This is a genomic window from Enorma sp. (assembly GCF_982429025.1).
In genome coordinates this window covers 1-16,621 of sequence record NZ_CEWCAA010000048.1, presented here as the reverse complement: position 1 = coordinate 16,621, position 16,621 = coordinate 1, and the positions used below count along the sequence as shown (strand labels likewise).

14 protein-coding genes and 1 CRISPR repeat array are annotated in these 16,621 nt (G+C 57.8%); of the genes, 9 read left to right on the top strand and 5 right to left on the bottom strand.

Annotation, left to right across the window (positions count from 1 at the left end):
* The 3 genes from AC1VS5_RS07905 to AC1VS5_RS07895 all read left to right on the top strand — a co-directional run.
* Positions 1 to 441, top strand: a 441-nt coding sequence (locus AC1VS5_RS07905) for a PTS sugar transporter subunit IIC (RefSeq protein WP_481218277.1), incomplete at its 5' end; no start/stop codon positions are given.
* 39 nt (positions 442 to 480) lie between these two features.
* On the top strand, positions 481 to 1,317 hold the full coding sequence (locus AC1VS5_RS07900; RefSeq protein ID WP_019127995.1) for a PTS system mannose/fructose/sorbose family transporter subunit IID: 837 nt from the start codon (positions 481 to 483) through the stop codon (positions 1,315 to 1,317).
* A 331-nt stretch (positions 1,318 to 1,648) separates the two neighbouring features.
* Positions 1,649 to 2,011 (top strand): hypothetical protein, encoded by a 363-nt coding sequence (locus AC1VS5_RS07895; RefSeq protein WP_481218276.1) that lies wholly within the window; start codon positions 1,649 to 1,651, stop codon positions 2,009 to 2,011.
* A gap of 85 nt (positions 2,012 to 2,096) precedes the next feature.
* Here AC1VS5_RS07895 and thiD read toward each other — a convergent pair whose 3' ends face one another.
* The 4 genes from thiD to thiC all read right to left on the bottom strand — a co-directional run bounded on the left by thiD (position 2,097) and on the right by thiC (position 6,230).
* Positions 2,097 to 2,912 carry a bifunctional hydroxymethylpyrimidine kinase/phosphomethylpyrimidine kinase gene (gene thiD / locus AC1VS5_RS07890; RefSeq protein WP_481218275.1) on the bottom strand — a complete coding sequence of 272 codons (816 nt, stop codon included), beginning with the start codon at positions 2,910 to 2,912 and terminating at the stop codon, positions 2,097 to 2,099.
* Between the two features lie 180 nt (positions 2,913 to 3,092).
* The gene (gene thiE / locus AC1VS5_RS07885; RefSeq protein ID WP_481218274.1) at positions 3,093 to 3,707 is read right to left on the bottom strand and encodes a thiamine phosphate synthase; all 615 of its coding nucleotides are present in this window, start codon (positions 3,705 to 3,707) and stop codon (positions 3,093 to 3,095) included.
* 109 nt (positions 3,708 to 3,816) lie between these two features.
* Positions 3,817 to 4,650 carry a hydroxyethylthiazole kinase gene (gene thiM / locus AC1VS5_RS07880; protein ID WP_204627299.1) on the bottom strand — a complete coding sequence of 278 codons (834 nt, stop codon included), beginning with the start codon at positions 4,648 to 4,650 and terminating at the stop codon, positions 3,817 to 3,819.
* Between the two features lie 212 nt (positions 4,651 to 4,862).
* Positions 4,863 to 6,230, bottom strand: a complete 1,368-nt coding sequence (gene thiC / locus AC1VS5_RS07875; RefSeq protein WP_481218273.1) for a phosphomethylpyrimidine synthase ThiC — start codon at positions 6,228 to 6,230, stop codon at positions 4,863 to 4,865.
* 546 nt (positions 6,231 to 6,776) lie between these two features.
* Here thiC and cas9 point away from each other — a divergent pair.
* The 6 genes from cas9 (at position 6,777) to AC1VS5_RS07845 (ending at position 16,087) form a co-directional block, all read left to right on the top strand.
* Complete coding sequence (gene cas9 / locus AC1VS5_RS07870; protein WP_481218272.1) at positions 6,777 to 10,898, top strand: type II CRISPR RNA-guided endonuclease Cas9; 4,122 nt, start codon at positions 6,777 to 6,779, stop codon at positions 10,896 to 10,898.
* Positions 10,888 to 11,766, top strand: a complete 879-nt coding sequence (cas1, locus tag AC1VS5_RS07865; protein WP_087186199.1) for a type II CRISPR-associated endonuclease Cas1 — start codon at positions 10,888 to 10,890, stop codon at positions 11,764 to 11,766. Before cas9 ends, cas1 begins: the two co-directional genes overlap by 11 nt.
* A 23-nt stretch (positions 11,767 to 11,789) precedes the next feature.
* A complete protein-coding gene (gene cas2, locus AC1VS5_RS07860) occupies positions 11,790 to 12,098 on the top strand; it encodes a CRISPR-associated endonuclease Cas2 (RefSeq protein ID WP_087186282.1) in 309 nt (102 codons plus the stop codon).
* 2 nt (positions 12,099 to 12,100) lie between these two features.
* Positions 12,101 to 12,781 (top strand): type II-A CRISPR-associated protein Csn2, encoded by a 681-nt coding sequence (gene csn2, locus AC1VS5_RS07855; RefSeq protein WP_481218271.1) that lies wholly within the window; start codon positions 12,101 to 12,103, stop codon positions 12,779 to 12,781.
* Between the two features lie 56 nt (positions 12,782 to 12,837).
* A CRISPR array of direct repeats spans positions 12,838 to 13,858; the repeat unit is 36 nt; unit sequence GTTTTGGAGCAGTGGCATTCTGACTGGTAATCAAAC.
* A 46-nt stretch (positions 13,859 to 13,904) separates the two neighbouring features.
* Positions 13,905 to 14,171, top strand: a complete 267-nt coding sequence (locus tag AC1VS5_RS07850) for a hypothetical protein (RefSeq protein WP_481218270.1) — start codon at positions 13,905 to 13,907, stop codon at positions 14,169 to 14,171.
* A gap of 998 nt (positions 14,172 to 15,169) precedes the next feature.
* Positions 15,170 to 16,087: a tyrosine-protein phosphatase gene (locus tag AC1VS5_RS07845; RefSeq protein ID WP_481218269.1), complete on the top strand. Its 918-nt coding sequence runs from the start codon at positions 15,170 to 15,172 to the stop codon at positions 16,085 to 16,087.
* A gap of 71 nt (positions 16,088 to 16,158) precedes the next feature.
* Here the strand turns inward: AC1VS5_RS07845 and AC1VS5_RS07840 are convergent.
* Positions 16,159 to 16,621 (bottom strand): GNAT family N-acetyltransferase (locus AC1VS5_RS07840; protein ID WP_481218268.1); only part of this gene is annotated, 463 nt, incomplete at its 5' end.

The window sequence follows — 16,621 nt, the reverse complement described above, 5'->3', positions numbered from 1 at the left end:
ATGGCGGTCGTCGGCCCCATCATGGCGGCGAAGGCGGACCAATACGCGCTCGCTTGCAACCGTCGGGGCATTGACCTTATGCATTGGGGCTTCGTGCTCATCCAGGTCATCTCTGCTGCCGCCTTCTGCGCAGCCGGGTTCTATGTGGGCACCCAGGCCATCCAGGGCATCGTCGATTCCATCCCGGCCTTCATCACCGACGGACTCAACTACGCCATGGGCATCATCCCGGCCATCGGCTTTGCGATGCTCGCACGCATGATCATCTCCAAGAAGCTCGCGTGCTTCCTGTTCATGGGCTTCTTGCTCGTGGCGTACGGCGGGATGAACGTCGTGGGCGTTACCGCTGTCGCAGCGGTGATTGCCGCCGTGCTCGTGTTCAACACCGGTCTCTTCTCGTCCGCGCAGGTCGCGTCCGATGTAGACGACAACGAGTTCTAATCCCGCCTACTTGAGAAGACCGCGAAGGAGGTTTTCGCTATGTCCGAAATCAAGATTGCGCCCGAGCGTAAGCTGACCGACCGCGACCTGCGCCGGGTGTTCTGGCGTTCCTGCATGCTCGACAGCTCGTGGAACTACGAACGGCAGCAGAACATCGGCTACTCGTTCGGCATCGTGCCGGTTATCGAGAAGGTTTACGAGCCCGGGAGCGAGAAGCAGAAGCGCGCTTACGCTCGCTCGCTCGATTTCATGGCCATCACGCCGCAGCTCTCCACCCTCCTTATGGGCATTGATGCCGCCATGGAGGAGGAGAACGCTGCGAACGACGAGTTCGATGATTCAGCCATCACCGCTGTCAAGACCTCGCTCATGGGCCCGCTCGCCGGCATCGGCGACTCGCTCATCGCCGGTACGCTCCGCGTGATCGGCACCGGCATCGCCATCGGATTCGCCCAGCAGGGCAGCCCGCTCGGCGCCATCCTGCTGCTGCTCATCTTCAACATCCCCGGCCTGCTCATCCGCTGGTTCGGCCTGAAGTTCGGCTACCAGTACGGATCGACGTTCATCACGGATGCCGCGAAGGGCGGCCTCATGGAGAAGGTCACGTTTGCGGTGAGCGTGGTGGGCCTTGCTGCCATCGGTGGCATGGTTGCGAGCTATGTGTCGCTCGACCTGTCGATGATCACCGTTGGTAGCGGCGACTTCGCGCAGCCGATTTCCGATTACTTCGACATGATCATGCCGTGCCTGCCCCAGCTCATCGTCTTCGGCTTCATGTACTGGATCATGGGCAAGAAGTTCAAGACCACGTGGGTGCTCGTGGGAACGATCGTTGTGTGCATCGCGGCCTGCTGGATCGGGTCAATGATGGCGTAGCGACGGGCTTTCGCTCCCGGCGGAAGGCCCCGAGGGTTCCTGCGCGTGTGGTCCTCGCTGTTCGGCGGAGCCGAACAGCTGCGGGAAACACGCTTCGGAATCCCTCGGGGCCTTCCTGCGTTCAAACCCATGGCAGAGGTGGGGTAAGTTGGCGCGGGAAGCACGCTTCGGAACCCCTCGGGGTCTTCCTGCGTACTTCATGCTCGCTCCTGAGGGGCTCGCATTGCGGGCCCCTCATTTCTTCTACGGGCTGCGCTTCAGTGGAGCGGTTCCTGGGGCGTTGAGTAGTAGTATGGATGGACCGCGTGTGCACGAACGATGGGGGGGCACGATGGCGCGCATCTATATCAATCGGCTGAGCGCCCGGGAACGGGAGCAGCTTGTTGGGCGGAGGTTTTCGATCGATGAGCTCGAAATGCTACATGCATCGCTTCTTCGGGGCCAGCGTGCGCGCATGAAGCGACTGCGTGTGCTCATGGTCGCGCTGCCCTTGGGGTGCTTGGCGCTCGGTTCGATGACCGCGAGCCTGGCGGGATGGACGGCGGCGGTGCTTGTCGCGACGGCTGCGATCCTCGTGATGGTGACCCTGTTGCTGCTGCTCACATGGTACTTGGCGGTCGGGCTCTACGCGCGCCAGTTCAACGATGCTGTGGACGAAGGATATCCCGAGCTATTGGGGCGCCTCCACCTTTGATGACCGCCGATGCAGAGAAAAGCGGCCGACCCCGCTCGCTCAAGCGGGATCGGCCACGTGTGCCGTAACGCGAGTGTTGCAAAGATCAGTATGCCCACATGTGGTCGACCGGCCCCGATCCGTGGCCTAGGTCGAGCCCCGCGGCGAGCGCCCCGGTGAGATATGTTTTCGCCTGGTCGATGGCTTCGGGGAGCGTCCGCTCCTGCGCAAGCCCGCAGGCAATGGCCGAGGAGAGCGTGCAGCCGGTGCCATGGGTGTTCTCGGTGACCACGCGCTCGTGGCGGAACCAAGTGACCTTAGGCGCGTCGCCTGTGCCCGGGGATGGCTCTGCCAGCACATCGTTTGCATCGTTGACGTTGTGGCCACCTTTGACGAGGACGGCGCACCCGAACCGCTCGACCAGGGCCTGCGCTACGAGTGCTTGGTCTCGGCTGCTCTCGATGCTCATACCGGAGAGAGCCTCGGCCTCCATGACGTTCGGCGTGATGACCGTCGCGAGGGGCAATAACCGTTCGGTGAGCGCCTCGACGGCGTCTTCGCTTATGAGGCGAGCGCCCGACGTGGCAACCATGACGGGGTCGACCACGATGTTAGCGGCGTTCCAGTATTTCAAGCGTTCGGCGATGGTTTCGATGATGGCAGCGGAAGAGACCATGCCGATCTTGACCGCTGCAGGGGGGATGTCCTCGAAGACGGCGTCGATCTGTTGCGCCACGAATTCCGGCGTGGCCTCCTGCACGGCACGCACGCCGGTCGTGTTCTGGGCGGTGAGCGCGGTGATGGCAGTCTCCGCGAAGAGGCGGTGGGCTGCGATGGTCTTGATATCCGCCTGGATGCCCGCGCCGCCGCTCGAATCAGAGCCAGCGATGGAAAGGACGGCGGGGATGGTTTTCGTCTGCATGGAGCCTCGCTTTCATTTGCGGCCGCGACATGCGGCTGATCTTATTGTTCCCCATGGCGCGCGTCGAGCCCATCATGTATGCGAACCTTTTGCCCACGAACCAAAATAGCACCGAGAGGGTTATTTCAGACCCTCTCGGTGCGAGGCACGTGCCGCTTTTCGGGTGAGACGGCGTTTTGCCTAAAGGACCCGGTCGATTTCGGCGGCAAGCGCACGGGTCGCTGCCGGGATATCGTCAGCTGCGAAGATGGCGGAGACCACGGCGGCGCCATCGACGCCGGTATCGGCGAGCACATCGAGTGTTCCCGCGTGCAGGCCACCGATGCCTACGACGGGGATGCTCACGGCATCGCAGATGCGCGCGAGCTCGTCCTTGGTGACATCGACCGCGTCGGGCTTGGTGGGTGTGGGGATGAGCGCTCCGACGCCAAGGTAGTCGGCGCCGGCTTCCTCGGCGGCGCGAGCCTCCTCGACTGTCTGGGCTGAGACACCGACGATGGCATCGGGGCCCAGGATGCGGCGCGCCTCGGCGCAGGCGGTGTCGCTTTGGCCCACGTGCACGCCGTCTGCGCCCGCGAGCTTCGCGGCCTCGACATCGTCGTCGATGAGGAAGGGAACTCGGTGGGCGCGGCAGATGGGAATGATGGTCTGGGCAAGCTCAACGATTTCCTCGGTAGAGGCGTGCTTCTCGCGCAGCTGCACGAAGGTCGCGCCGTTCTCAACCGCCTGCTCTACACACTCGGCAAGCGTGCGCTCGCCGAGCCAGGCGCTGTCGGTTACGGCGTAGAGGTGCATACCGCGGCGGATATCTTCCGGCGACCATGGCCCGCGCGAACAGGGGGCCTTTGTGGAGCATTCGGGGCTATGAGTCAAAACAGACCCGTCCCGTATTGACTCAGCCATGTTAGAGCTCCTCGACCTGGGCACCGTTCATGAGCTGGTCGGCCGTCATGTTATAGGCAGCGTCGATGAGGTAGGTGCGGAAGCTCGCGTTGCCGTCGAGCTCGCCCATGCGCCCCTCCGCGACTTCGCCTGCAAGGCCCCAGCCGGCGATGGCGGCAGCGGTCGCCTCGAGCGCGTGCTCGGGGTTGGCCACCACGTAGGCGGCGATGATCGTGTCCAGCATGCAGCCCGTGCCCGTGATCTTGCCCATGATGGGGCGGCCGTTTCGCACGGCGAGGGCACGGTCGGCGGTGGCAACGAGGTCGATTGCCCCCGTCACGGCGACCACGCAGCCGAGCTTGGCGGCAAGCTCGCGCACGATGGCGGCGACCTCGGCGAGGTTCTCGTCGGTCACGGCGTCGTCGGGGTTGGCGTCCACGCCGCGGGTTGCGGCTGCGGCGCCGGTAAGGGCCTTGATCTCGCTCATGTTGCCGCGAACGACGGTGACGGGCAGCTCGTCGATGAGCGCGGCGGCCGTCTCGGTGCGCATGGCGGAGGCGCCGGCGCCAACCGGATCGAGCACGATGGTATGGCCGAGCTCCCCGGCGACCTTGCCCGCCTTGTGCATGGTGGCAACGGTCCGGGCGTTCAGCGTGCCGATGTTGAGCACGAGGCCGCCGCAGATCTGCGTGATGGCGGGGGCGTCGTTCTCGTCGTCCGCCATGATGGGGGAGCCACCGCAGGCGAGCAGCGCGTTGGCGCAGTCGTTGACGGTGACGTAGTTGGTGATGCAGTGCACGAGCGGCGTCGTTGAACGGACGTTCTCGAGTGCAGTACCAAGCATGTTCTTATCCATGATGAAGTCCTTTCTTTCTTTCTCACTCACTCACTTACTTACTGAAGCATCGTCGTCGACAAGGTGTTAGCGCGACGCTCGATCTCAGTGCCGACAACGTCTTGCGGAGGCCTAGGCCTATGCCTCCGCGCGCAGTTTCACAGGGAGCTCGGCTCTGCCGAACTCCCGAGAATGTTTGAGCACGGAGGTATAGGCCCAGGCCCTTTGCTTTGTTATTCCGTGCCGAGGTCGATCGTCGTGCCCTCGAACACCTTGTTGACCGTGCGGACCGCGCACATCTTGCCGCACATGGTGCAGGTCCCCTCGGTCGAGGCGGGCGATGCCTCGTAGCGGGCGCGGGCCGTATCGGCGTCGAGCGCGTAGTTCCACATCTCATTCCAATCAAGGCGGCGTCGTGCGTCACCCATGCGATCGTCCACATCGCGCGCGTGCGGCACGCCCTTCGCGATGTCGGCGGCATGCGCGGCGATCTTCGTAGCGATGAGCCCCTCGCGCACATCGTCGGCGTCGGGCAGGCACAGGTGCTCCGCCGGCGTCACGTAGCAGAGGAAGTCTGCCCCGGCGCTTGCGCTGATCGCTCCGCCGATGGCTGCGGTGATGTGGTCGTAGCCCACGCCGATGTCCGTCACGAGCGGCCCCAGCACATAGTAGGGGGCGCCGTGGCACAGGCGCTTCTGCAACGCCACGTTCGCCGCGATCTCGTTGATGGCCATGTGGCCCGGGCCTTCGATCATCACCTGCACGCCGGCGTCCCATGCGCGCTTCGTGAGCTTGCCGAGCTCGATCATCTCGGCTGTCTCTGCGGCATCGTTGGAATCGAAGAGGCATCCCGGTCGGCAGGAGTCGCCCAAGGAAATGGTCACGTCGTATTCGTGACAGATTTCCAGGACCTCGTCATAGTACTCATAGAAGGGGTTCTCGTTACCGGTGACCTCCATCCAGCCGAACAGGAGCGACCCGCCGCGGCTCACGATGTTCATGAGGCGGCCGGTTTCTTTGAAGGTCTTGACGACCGAGCGATTGATGCCGCAGTGGATGGTGAGGAAGTCCACGCCGTCTTCCGCGTGCGCGCGAACGGTGGCCAGCAGGTCGTCTTTGGTGAGCTTGACGAGCGGCTTCTCCATGTAGCCGATAGCGTCGTACATGGGCACGGTGCCCACCATGAGCGGCGTCTTTTGCACGAGTTCCTGGCGGAAGAAGCGCGTCTTTCCGGAGTTGGAGAGGTCCATGATGGCATCGGCGCCCAAGCGCTCGGCGGTTGCGACCTTCTCCCACTCCACGGCAGCGTCTGCGACATCTCCCGAGATGCCAAGGTTCACGTTGACCTTCGTGGAGAGACCCTCGCCCACGCCCGCGGGCTTGAGGCCCGCCGCGAGGTGCCGCACGTTGGCTGGGATGGCGATGCGGCCAGCAGCCACGCCCGCGCGGATGAATTCTGGATCGCGGTGTTCCGCCTCCGCCACGGCGCGCATGGCGTCGGTGATGACGCCTGCGCGGGCGAAATCCATTTGCGTGACGAGCTTGTGGGCGGTTTCGCCTCCCGTGCCCGATGCAGTTGTTGCAGTTTGCGGTGCGTCCATACGCATGCTCCCTTCGTTGGCATTACCCATGTCAGGTTCCACGAGTCGGGGCGGGCGCGCCCCCTCTCAGCCTGCCGCTGCTAGGGCGTCCGTCGCGCGTTATCGCGTTCGGCCTCGCCTTCGCTCCTGCAAGCTCCCCGTTATGTTTCGCCGCGCGGCATGCACGCCGCCACGGCCCGAAGCTCATTATACGCTGGCGCGGGCAGCGCGGGCTGATCGGGTTTGGCCGATCGGACGTGGTGGGTGTTTGTCGGGTCCCTCTTATGGAGGGGTCGAGGGGCGGGAGCTCATCAAAGGGATGGACCGTTTATCGAAAAGAAGCTGGCAGCTAAGTGATTTGTCCGGGCGGAGCGCTATGCTAGCGCAAGGCGGATGCATGCAAGAAAAAAAGAGCCCCGAAGGGCTCTTGGCGAGTCAGAATGCCACCTACGTGGCGCCTCTCCGAAGAGGGCATTTTTGGCTAAAGCCGTATTTTGACTTGCAGTGACATCTTGACTGGCAATCAAGACGTGCACATTGTAGCACGCCGAATGGATGGGGGTCGACATGAATCTTCGCAGGGCGCGCGATTATAGCATTGGTCTCGATTTGGGTACGGGCTCTGTTGGCTGGGCGGTTACCGATGCAGAAGGGAATCTGTATTCCTTCAAAGGCCGTCCTGCCATGGGAAGCCGAACGTTTCCGAATGCCGAGCCCGCTTCAGTTGCCCGTATTCCCCGCGGTCAGCGTCGGCGCTATGAACGGCGTCGCCAACGAATTAAGTTGCTCCAACAATTCTTTATGTCGGATATGGAGCGCGTGGACCCCGATTTCTTCACCCGCCTCAATCAATCAAGTCTTTTGGCAGAGGATAAGGACGAGAGCATCGCCTCGTGTGCATGGCCGATATTCAATAGCTCTGACTTTACGGAAAAAGACTACCATAAACAATTCCCGACTATCTATCATTTGCGTGCGTTTCTCTGCGAGAGCGATGAGAAGGCCGATCTTCGCTTGGTGTATCTCGCTCTGCATAACATCGTAAAGCATCGCGGAAACTTCCTTTACCAGGATAATCCGGCGCTCAGCGCGTCCGATGCTAGCGTCGATGAAGCGGTACGGCAACTTGTCGATGCTCTTGCAGAGTGGTGCCAGAATAAGGATATCGAGCTATCCTGTGATGCGAAAAGAATCATTGAGGTATTCGGAGATGCGTCGTTGCGGCGCGCGGGCAAGCGAGACCAACTGAAGGGTCTCCTTGGCTTGCCGGCTGACCTCGCGAAGGCGATGGGCAAAGAGCTTGCTTCCGCGGTTCTCGGCTATACGGCAAACTTTTCAAAAATCTTTCTTCTATCTGACGCTGAGCACAAGTTTTCACTTGGAAACGACGAAAAGGTTGAAGAGTTCGAGACGATATGTCCTAACGAGTGCACATCGCTCTTCTTCGCCCTTCGAACGGCCTATTCTGCATATTTGCTCTCGGGCATCCTTCGAGACGCTAATGGAAAGACGCTGTCGTTTTGCAAGAAAAAAGAATATGAACGCTACCACGATGATCTTGCACTGCTGAAGGCTCTGGTGCGGGAATATGCTCCCGAGTCGTATCAGTCGTTTTTTGGTGGTGAGCGGCTCGTTGTGAATGGAAGGATGACAAAGCGGTACGATCCAACTAAGGCGAAGGGATATACAAAGTACGATTTGGTTCACAGTGCGGGCTCCTATGATGAGCTTGCGAAAGATGTAAAAAAGCTGCTTGGGTCGCTTGCGGCAGATGATCCCCGATATCAGCAGATGATGCAGGCGTTTGATGAGGAGCGCTTTTTACGTCGATTGAAAACGAGCGACAATGGAAGTATCCCCTACCAGCTGCATCTCGAGGAGTTGCGCGCCATCATCACGCGTCAGGGGGAGTTTTATCCATTCCTTAAGGAAGAGTCCAAGAAAATCGAAAGCCTTGTGAGTTTTAGGATTCCCTACTATGTGGGACCGCTTACGACAAAGAATGCTGCGGTTGACGCGCATGGAAACAAGCGTTTTGCATGGTCGGAGCGTAAGCCTGGCATGGAGAGCGCTAAGGTGCGTCCTTGGAATTGGGACGACGTCATCGATAGGGGCAAGAGTGCCGAGAACTTTATTGTGCGCATGACGGGGACGTGCACCTATCTTCAGGACGAGAAGGTGCTGCCAAGGTGCTCGCTCCTTTACGAGGAGTTCTGTGTACTCAACGAGTTGAACGGTGCCCATTGGAGCGCTGACGGTGACCATGAGTGTCCTTTTGATACGTCCGATAGACGAGGCATTGTTCAAGATTTATTTTGCGGCAAGCGGCGCGTTTCCTATAAGCAAGTTGAGGATTGGCTCAGGCAGCATGGGAACCGTCGGGCTCGAGTTTCTGGAGGACAAGGTGAGTCGGGCTTTGAGTCAAAAATGTCCTCGTATATCTTCTTCAGTAAGGATGTTCTGCATGTAGGCAGAATTGATCCTGCAGATTTTCCGATGATTGAGGAAATCATCCTTTGGAACACGCTCTTCGAAGACAGGGACATCCTCAAAGAGCGAATCGAAGAGGCATACGGAGATCGCCTCAATGCTGAGCAGATAAAAACGATATGCAAGAAGCGCTTCACCGGATGGGGAAGGCTGTCGAGACGTCTTCTTACTGGGATTAAAGCTCAGACCGACCAAGGTGATCTGTCTATCATGGATATCTTGCGCGAAGGAGACCCCAACAGCGATCATCGAGGCAAGGCCATGGTGTTTATGGGTATTCTCCATAGCGAAGACCTCGGATTCCAAAAAAAGATTGACCAGATTAACCAGGAAAAGGTTTCCGCTGGCAAGGTATCGCTTGAAGATCTTCCCGGATCCCCAGCATTGCGCAGGAGCATTAACCAGGCGATGCGTGTAGTCGATGAAATTGTGAGTATCGCGAAATGCCCGCCGTCGCATATCTATTTAGAGGTCACGCGCGATGAGGACGGCGCGAGGAAGGGACGCAGATCGACCAGGCGTTATGATGCCATAAAGGCGGCGTTGGAGAAGTTCAAAGAAGAAAGCCCCACATGGTTTGATCAGGACGTTTTTGGTGAGTTCAGGAGGTCGCGTGCGGAAGATTTAGACGAACGCCTTTCGCTGTATTTTATGCAGGGAGGAAAAAGCCTGTACTCGGCCACGCCGCTCAAGCTCGAGCTTCTTCACACCAATCAGTACCAGGTTGATCACATTATTCCGCAATCTTATATCAAAGACGACAGCTTTGAGAACAAGGCGCTTGTGCTTGCTGGGGAAAATCAGCGTAAATCCGATGCGTTGCTCATCGATTCGTCTATCAGGACCGCCATGGCCCCCTATTGGAGGGCCTTGCATCAGGCGGGTCTGATGGGAGACAAGAAGTTTAACAGCCTGATGTGCTCTTCGATAAGCGACAAACGCGTGCGAGGGTTCATTGCTCGCCAACTGGTTGAGACGAGCCTGATTGTCAAGCTCGCAGGAATGATGCTGCAGTCAAACTATCCAGAAGCCGACGTCCAGCCGGTTAAGGCATCGCTGGGTCATGACCTACGTGTCCAAGCCGGTTTTATTAAGTGCCGCGAGGTCAATGACTTCCATCATGCGCACGATGCTCTCATTGCCTGTGAGGTGGGCAGATATATCAATCAATGCCATCCGGGCATTTATGACAACCCCATCGGATATGCCCGCGCGGTTAGGGAGCTGGTGCGCAAGCAAAACGAAGAAATGCGGAAGTATGGCAGGCTACCAGGCAGTGCCGGCTTCATCGTTGGTGGATTTATGCGCACACATGTAGACGTTGATACCGGTGAGGTCGTATGGGATGCCGAAGAAGAGCTGTCTCGCATCCGAGCATATCTTGACTACTCGAATGTCTTTGTAACGCGCATGCCCGAGGAGACAAGCGGGGCATTGTGGAATGCCACGATCTATTCTCCGCATTATGGAAAGACGGCCCCGACCTTGCATATAAAACAGGGACTCGATGTTCAACGATATGGCGGCTATTCGTCTGCGTCATTCGCTTATTTCACGCTGTATGTTGCAGAAAAGGGAAAGAAGCGTAAGGCAGAACTTCTGGGCATACCTATTTCAGTAGCTCGGAAGATTGAAGGGGAGCCATCAAAGCTCGACGCTTTCGTGGCACAGGATGCAGAGGCCAAGAAGCTGAAACATCCAATAATAATTAGGGCGCGTATTCTAAAGTACGCTCGCTTTGAGATGGAAGGCAATCAATTCTACTTTGCTGCTCAGGATGCGGTCTACTCTGCGAGCCAGCTGGTGCTTAAAGGCGATTTGTATAGCGTGGCTGCCAAGGCGTGCGATAAGCATTTGAACGATAGCTGTATATCAAACGAAGACCTGATTCGTCTGTACGACGAGCTCGTTCACAAGGGAGACTTGCTTTGCAATAAGTTCGGCAACGTTACCGACGTCTTGCGCGCTGGAAGAGAGCGCTATGCGGGTCTGTCGATCTCGGAGAAACGACAGCTCGTTTGCAATGTGCTGGCATATTATCGCTCTGCCACGGCGCGCGTTGACATCTCGTTGGTTGGCGGACCGAAGCATGCCGGAAATTTAGGCATCGCTTTCGTTTTGAACAATCCAGAGGCAATTGCGTTTGTTGATCAGTCGGTAACAGGAATGTTCGAGAAGAGGACGCGCGTTGAGCTTTAGGACGATTTTCATAGAGAGTCCGTGCCGCCTTAGCTATTCAAGTGGTTACATGGTGGTGCGAAAGGAGGACGATACCGTCAAGGTTCATCTTTCCGAAATATCGACGGTCATTCTCCAAACGGAGCGCGTTTTCATCAGTGCCTATTTGCTCTCGGAGCTTGCAAAAGCAAAGATCTCTTTTGTGATTTCGGACGAGAAGAGAAACCCGATAGGGCAATATCTGCCACTCTACGGTGCCCATAACGTGAGCAAGCGCATTCAGGATCAACTTTCATGGGGAGAGCCGATTAAGAAGCGAGTGTGGCAACGTGTTGTGCGCGATAAGATTGCCCAGCAAGCTGCGTTTCTCCGTGAGCGCGATCATCTGGAGGCGGCGCAGTTGTTGGATTCGCTCGTTTCAGAGGTGCGATCGGGTGATACCACGAATAGAGAAGCTCAGTCTGCGAGAATATATTTCTCCACCTTATTTGGAAAAGGTTTTTCGCGTGATGACGACAGCCCGCTCAATGCAGCTTTGAACTATGGCTATGCCGTTCTACTTTCGATGGTGAACCGTGAGGTGGTTTCGCGCGGCTACTTAACGCAATGTGGCATTTGTCATAGGAACGAATACAATCAGTTCAATTTGGCATGCGATTTTATGGAGCCATTTCGTCCGGTGATAGACCGGCAGGTCAGCGACTACCTTTCCGGATCGTTCGACGCCGATATGCGAAGGGCATTGGCAGACGTTGCCAATATCTCCCTTTCGTATCGAGGGGGAGCATACCGATTAGGATCGGTGGTCTCAATGTATGTGCAGGACTGCCTAAACGCTCTGTGCAAAAAGATTGCCGTTGACGATATTCAAGAGTTTGCATTCAAATGAACAGGGAGGTGCGGGTTCGCTACATGAGGTTGCTTGTTTTCTTTGACCTGCCCGTTGATACAGCCGCGCAAAAAAAGAGCTATCGCGTGTTCAGAAAATGGCTGATAGGGGAGGGGTACCTCATGCTTCAGCAGTCGGTGTACGCAAAGTTGGTGGTCAATGAGGGCGCTGCCGGTGCCGCAGTTATGCGTTTGAGGAAACATAGGCCACCAGAAGGGCTTGTGCAAGTTCTTAGAGTAACTGAACGGCAATATGCGACGATGGACTATATCGTTGGAAATCGAAATGCGTATGATGAGGTTGATACCATGGAAGAGTTCATGGTGCTATAGCCATGAGGATTTGTTTTGATGGATTTGAGAACCCAATTGAGCTGAGATGGGCACATCCCTTTGTCTTTGAGGTTCACAATCGCGGCCTCTTTGCGCGCGTCTGCGATTCATTGGTTTCCTGTTATGGGGAGGACGCCTGCGAGGCGTATTCCATATGGGATGGGGAAAGGGAGGTTCGCCCGAGAAGCGCTTTTCTTGTAGTGCCTGATGCTTTGAATCTACCATGGGAGTCGAAGGACCTTGGCGGAAGGCTGTATTCTCTGCTTCAGGAGCGCCAGCTTGAGGATGAGGCGATCCGAGGCTTATTTGATAGCAGGTTCAGGGAGCTGCGTGGACTGGTGTCACAGCTTTTGGTTCAGCTAGAAGGGGACTACCGGTTTGACCTAGAATGGGATTTACAGCGCTTCCTTAAAGCGTTTGGCTTCACGGTCGATTTTGATCAAGGGGCGGCGTTCATTGATAGGCTCATATTGTTTCTTGATTGTTGTGCCGATATGCAGGTTAATAAGGCTCTTCTATTCGTCAACCTTAAAACATTTCTGACCGAAAAAGAGGTCGCGAGGTTTTACGAGAGAGTGTTTTTTCATGAATTACGCGTGCTCATGTTGGAAAATGATGCCGACATGAATTCCTATGCACTCGAGGATAAAATGGTTGTTGACCAGCACTTTCTTGAGAGCTGATAAGTGTTTACCGGCAGGGTGCCCGTTCTCTTTGCAGGGAGAAACTTGCTCCATCGGTTTTGGAGCAGTGGCATTCTGACTGGTAATCAAACGCTGTGCCTTGCTAAGGGCAAGAAACAGCGTTTTGGAGCAGTGGCATTCTGACTGGTAATCAAACCGGCGGCCTATCGGTTGAAAGTTATCTCTGGTTTTGGAGCAGTGGCATTCTGACTGGTAATCAAACTGGGTGAGGCGAATCTTGGCCAGATCGATGTTTTGGAGCAGTGGCATTCTGACTGGTAATCAAACCTTCACCTGCGGAACGAGGCCCTGGTACTTGTTTTGGAGCAGTGGCATTCTGACTGGTAATCAAACACCTGAAGCATTTAGGCCTGCACATGGTAGTTTTGGAGCAGTGGCATTCTGACTGGTAATCAAACAGCGCGGCCCATTCTCAGGCCACGGGTACAGTTTTGGAGCAGTGGCATTCTGACTGGTAATCAAACCGAATTCTGCCGCGACATGATTAAGCTCTAGTTTTGGAGCAGTGGCATTCTGACTGGTAATCAAACTGACGATGAGCGCGTTAAGCGCGTCATGGGGTTTTGGAGCAGTGGCATTCTGACTGGTAATCAAACGGTCAACTATTCCGACAAGACCACCACCGGGTTTTGGAGCAGTGGCATTCTGACTGGTAATCAAACACGTACTCCATCACTCGCCACCACCCTTCAGTTTTGGAGCAGTGGCATTCTGACTGGTAATCAAACTCGTCAAGCTCCGCCACCGCGCGCCACTCCGTTTTGGAGCAGTGGCATTCTGACTGGTAATCAAACCGGTGCGCCAGAACGTCGAGGAGGGCTATCGTTTTGGAGCAGTGGCATTCTGACTGGTAATCAAACTACTACGTCGAGACGGGAGCAAGGGTGTAGTTTTGGAGCAGTGGCATTCTGACTGGTAATCAAACCGGGGCTCGCGTCTACAACCTCCGTCCCGAGTTTTGGAGCAGTGGCATTCTGACTGGTAATCAAACGCGACCACCGCGACCATCATGCTCAAGGTGTTTTGGAGCAGTGGCATTCTGACCGGTAATCGCACGTGTTAGCGATGCTGCGGCAGAGCCGTGAAAGCCAGGGTGAGAGACATGGAAGAGAATCCGATCTTCATCGCGCCGACCGCCAAACCGGGCGAGGTGCGCCTGTACGGCAACCGGATCGAGATTGATAGAAGGGGCCTGATAGGCACCTATACGAGGACCGTGTACCTCTGGAACGTCGCCTTCCTCGGATACTCCGGAGGCAAGGGTCTCGACATCGTCGCTCCCAACCACACGAGCACGGGGCTCGAGCTCAAGCGCAAGGACGATGCCCGCGCCCTCGTCGACCGCCTAAACGAGCTCATAACCAGATAGCTCACAGGATACGAGGACCTCTCGATACATGGAGACTTGCGAAGGACAATGTAAGAAAAACCTGAGGAGGCTGATAGGCATCTCGATTGATGGTGACACCGAGACGAGAAGGGGCCCTTCTTCGACATATCCCGATATGGGGCAGTGACACTTTGTCCGGCAGCCAAACGGCGGGAGGAAGTGGCCTCGTCAAAATTTAATACCTCCCCTGTCTGCGAAAATCTATCCATATTTGCGCTAAGTCGGTCTGTTTTCCTGCGGTTCGGGCGTTGGATTTGTCAACCACGCTGGTAGGCCGCTCGCGGCGAGCGTTCTACCAGCCTGTTGGGCGGCCGGCACCCGCGTTCCGCAGGAAAAAAGACCGACTTAGCGCATTTTTGGCTTCATTTGCTCGGATAGGGGGTGTATAAAAAGTCGCGACTGCATCTCATGCGGACGCGACCTCCACCGCAGCTATGGCTTCCAAGCGGCTTGCTGATCCGGCGGGTTATAAAACTATTGAGATGCTGCCAAAGATGCAGATCTTCCAGCTTTGGAGCGGTGGCTTCCTGCTTTCTGGGTGGTAATCAAGCGACGAGGCGTGCGTAATAGCTGCTGAAGCCGTTTTGAACCTGTGTCGTTCTGGCTGGGGCCGCACTGTCGGCTGCGTACGCGCCGTCCTCCTCTCAGGCCGCCATTAGGTCGGCTGTCGTTTCGGGTACAGTGAACTCGACGCGTCCCGCGTCCCGGCTCTTGAGTTCACCTTGCCGGGGCGCGGGCCCTCCGTTTCCTCGGGCTAATCGTCACGGTCACGCGGTAGGCGCGGCCATCGACCACGACGAGGAGGCGAAACGGCCCATTCGCAGGCAAGCCGTAGCCGCGTTCGTGTGGCGAATCTGGTCCTTACATAATGCTGATGCGAAGCAAGCGGGGAGCTGTCACAATGATGCGTCGATGGAAGGGGCGCTGGGGCCATGCTGGCATGGCGGCGCTAGCTGAGACGCAGGGAGCGTGCATATATGTCTAAGGCTGCAGAGCTGTATCCGCAGGATGGAAGCATTGCCGGCGCGGCGCCGGGTGGCGTGGCCGAGGTTCGGGAGCGCATTGCGCGCCGTATCGAGGCCATCGAGGAGCAGGCTCCCTTCGCGGTCGAGGTTCCCGCTGCGGTGGGGCCGGCAGAGCGCGAGACCTATGGCTGGATCGATTTCGGCCACTTGCCCAACACCCGCGACCTGGGCGGGCTCGCTGCCGCCGAGGGCTCACGCGTGAAGCCGGGCCTGCTGCTCCGCTCTGGTGCGCTCGGGTTTGGCAGCGACGCGGACCTCAGGCGGCTGCGCGATGAGTACCACCTCATGCTCGTGGTGGACCTTCGCAACGACGAGGAGCTCATCGAGATTCCCGATCCCATGGATGCTTTCCCTGGCGCGCGTTACGTGCATGCCGACATTCTCGCGCGCAGCGCGACAGGTATCACGCAGGAGAAGGCCACGCGCGAGAAAATCGCCCGCGAGCGTCGTGAGTTCGAGCGCTCGATGCGCGATGACTCCGATGACAACATGGAAATCATGTACCGCTACCTGCTTATGAGTGCCTCGGGCATGCTCGGCTACCGCTCGCTCATGCGGAGCATCATCGAGCTCCCGGAGGGCGCCGCGCTCTGGCACTGCTCGGTGGGCCGCGACCGCTGCGGCCTCGCTTCTGCGCTCGTTGAGACCGTGCTCGGAGTGAGCTGGGAAGATATCGAGGCGGATTATCTGGCAACGAACATCTTCGCCACAAATGAGCAAACGTTCAGCTACCCGGCGGTTATTCGCGCCCTGCGCGCCGCCCGCGACGCGGCGAGCGAGCGCTACGGCAGCCTTATGGGGTATATCCACGAAGCGCTTGAGGTAACGCCTGCTGAGGTTGAGCAGCTGCGCGAGCGGTATCTGTCGTAGCGCGGCCGCAGCGCAGCGACGGGCGTTGCGCTGTTCGGCTCGGGCCTTTTCATGCGGACTTTTGGGTGTTATCAGCCACGCTTCACCATGCGATAGTTTGTTAGCTCGATGCCGCGGCGCGTTACCGTTTGCAGGGCAACGGCGCGGTAGCCATGGCGCTCAAAGAAGGGCTTTGCCGTGATGGACGCATCGACGTCGAGCGGGCGCGGCGCATCGCGCTCGAGCTCGAGCAAGAGAGCGCTGCCGATTCCCTGGCCAAGGCAAGAAGCCTGCACATAAAGACGGTCGATGTGGCCCCACGCGATGTCGCCGAACCCGACCAGCTTGCCTGCGCCGTCAACTGCAACGTAGGCTCGATGCGCCGCGAGCGAGGTTTTCCAGGCTTGGATGTCGGGGTCGGCGGGCGCCCAGGCATCGAGCTGGCCTGCAGAATATGCATCGGCATTGACCGTGTGAACGGTCTCCCAGAAGAGCTCGAGAACGGCGGGAAGATCCTCTTGCCGAAAAGGTCGAATGGCGAACGGAATGCTCATG

What these genes read in the sequence shown, in the direction of transcription:
- AC1VS5_RS07900 (WP_019127995.1), top strand. Translation starts at nt 481, where the DNA reads ATGTCCGAAATCAAGATTGCGCCCGAGCGTAAGCTGACCGACCGCGAC.
- AC1VS5_RS07895 (WP_481218276.1), top strand. Translation starts at nt 1,649, where the DNA reads ATGGCGCGCATCTATATCAATCGGCTGAGCGCCCGGGAACGGGAGCAG.
- thiD (WP_481218275.1), bottom strand. Translation starts at nt 2,912, where the DNA reads ATGCAGACGAAAACCATCCCCGCCGTCCTTTCCATCGCTGGCTCTGAT.
- thiE (WP_481218274.1), bottom strand. Translation starts at nt 3,707, where the DNA reads ATGCACCTCTACGCCGTAACCGACAGCGCCTGGCTCGGCGAGCGCACG.
- thiM (WP_204627299.1), bottom strand. Translation starts at nt 4,650, where the DNA reads ATGGATAAGAACATGCTTGGTACTGCACTCGAGAACGTCCGTTCAACG.
- thiC (WP_481218273.1), bottom strand. Translation starts at nt 6,230, where the DNA reads ATGGACGCACCGCAAACTGCAACAACTGCATCGGGCACGGGAGGCGAA.
- cas9 (WP_481218272.1), top strand. Translation starts at nt 6,777, where the DNA reads ATGAATCTTCGCAGGGCGCGCGATTATAGCATTGGTCTCGATTTGGGT.
- cas2 (WP_087186282.1), top strand. Translation starts at nt 11,790, where the DNA reads ATGAGGTTGCTTGTTTTCTTTGACCTGCCCGTTGATACAGCCGCGCAA.
- csn2 (WP_481218271.1), top strand. Translation starts at nt 12,101, where the DNA reads ATGAGGATTTGTTTTGATGGATTTGAGAACCCAATTGAGCTGAGATGG.
- AC1VS5_RS07850 (WP_481218270.1), top strand. Translation starts at nt 13,905, where the DNA reads ATGGAAGAGAATCCGATCTTCATCGCGCCGACCGCCAAACCGGGCGAG.
- AC1VS5_RS07845 (WP_481218269.1), top strand. Translation starts at nt 15,170, where the DNA reads ATGTCTAAGGCTGCAGAGCTGTATCCGCAGGATGGAAGCATTGCCGGC.